This is a genomic window from Parendozoicomonas callyspongiae, from assembly GCF_023502345.1.
Classification (GTDB): domain Bacteria; phylum Pseudomonadota; class Gammaproteobacteria; order Pseudomonadales; family Endozoicomonadaceae; genus Sansalvadorimonas; species Sansalvadorimonas callyspongiae.
In genome coordinates, this window is sequence record NZ_JAMFLX010000072.1 from 1 (window position 1) to 1,887 (window position 1,887).

At 39.6% G+C, this 1,887-nt stretch carries 1 protein-coding gene; it reads right to left on the reverse strand.

Going from position 1 to position 1,887, the window contains the following annotated elements:
• Positions 1–17: 17 nt before the first annotated feature.
• On the reverse strand, positions 18–1,784 hold the full coding sequence (locus M3P05_RS20255) for a hypothetical protein (protein ID WP_249701947.1): 1,767 nt from the start codon (positions 1,782–1,784) through the stop codon (positions 18–20).
• Between the last annotated feature and the right edge of the window lie 103 nt (positions 1,785–1,887).

Consider the following 1,887-nt stretch of genomic DNA (forward strand, 5'->3'; position numbering starts at 1 on the left):
CGGCGGTACTTGATATACTACTTTTCAGGTTGAGCGAAAAGGAATTTACCTATATACCACACAGATTGCCCAAAATTATGTATCAATTGTTCGCCTTGCCTTAAGAAAGATAATTCTTGATCAATTCCAGCAAGCGTTATGGCATCTTCAATTTTAGAACCTGTTGGATGCGCATCACCGACGCGCATATCGTATGCTCCAACAATCACACCAAATACTTTTCGGGCATTTTCAGTTCCTATTTTTTGAGCTAATAAGTCTTGGAGTAGTTTGTTTGAACCAAGTTTAGCTTTGTCTTTATGGTTTGAAAGCTTACGAAGCTCACGAATATTAAGCCTGTCAGAAAATATGCGAATTAACTCTTTTGCTAAACGAAGCAGTGAAGTTCTGTCTTTGCTCAAAAAGCGAGATATCTGCTGTTTGGCTGCTTTCTCATCAATTTCGTGTGAGAAAAGCTCAATTCCAAACTTCTCTTTAAACCCATTTTGAAGTAAATGCAAACTTGCAAAAAGTAATTCTTCAACTGCATGTGTCGAAGCTGGTTGAGCTTTAACCTGCGATTCAAGTAACTCCTCTGAAACTTTTCCATCTGGTGCGATGTTATGAGCAGCCCAAATGTGTTGCTCCCATGCAGGTAATCGAGCAATATCGTAGGCATAGACTGTAATGAAATCTGAAGAGTTAAGCCCAAAATGTACCGAATAGCTTGAGGTTGATACCAAACCACCAGTTTCAGCGGTGTACCATTTTAATGAAAAACCACGAAGAGAAAGAAGCTCGCTTATAATATTAGAGCGAAACCAAAGCCACCGGCCTATATCTTCATTGTTCAACTCTTTTGATGCCATTCGAGTGCCATCTGTTTCTACAATGAAGTGTGGTAAGTTAGGATTTTCATCCCCTCGAACTCGTATACTTTGCCCTTTATGGTCGATCCATTCGTCTCGCCAGAACTCACCTTCGATTCTTACACCTTCATGCCTACTGTGACCGTCTCCTTTTGAGCTTTCATATGCAGTATTTTCATTATTTTCTGGCCCCATAACTGGTGCATCTTCTTCTGGGTCAACATCAGTTCGCCAAACACGCATAGAAGCCCAACTTCCACCATAAATGTCTTTTAGTTCACGGATAAGAAGTTCAAAGCGACCACCATCTCTTTCTTCTTTTTTGTCTTCTAAATGTTCGTATTCACTTCCTGCCATTGTAATGACATTTTCCACTCTTTGGCGGTAGTAAGAAATGCGTAATGAGAGATTTCTTGCAGCAAGGTAGTCAATGAGAAATTCTCGTTTGATCTCTATAAGGGAGTGATTTCCTTTTTCATCTAGAATTTCACGAGCTACAACAACAAAGTTTTCTTCTGGCCTTACCCAGTTATTTCCCTCTTTGATAAGACGGAGAGCAACGACTAAATCAGGATTCAATATCCACTGTTTTACACCAACTACAGGCTGATAATGTTCGAAGACAAGTTCAACTCCGATTGTTTCCTCATCATTGTATTGATACTCATCTATAGATGAATATTTGCCGTCCTCATAGGCATAAGGTTGTGCGCTGTGTCCAATTCCAATACTACTCCAGCTAAGTCTATCTGCGACTTCTCTATGCTCTGGAGGAAATGCGACTGATCCACAACCAAAGACTTCACAAGTATGACCTACTTCAGAAACGCCAGCGGAGTTTTTACTATTTGTTGTAGATGCTCTCAATGGAACCCATGTAGATTTAGCAAAAGTTCGGCGAGTTTCTTTAGTTTGGAGAATCCAGTCTTGTTCCATATTTAAATCATTACCATGAATTTCAGATTAATACTTCTTTTGTAGAATAGTTTAATCGCTTCAAAAATTAAGCAGGATGTGTTGATGTATGCTCAGAGCCGTA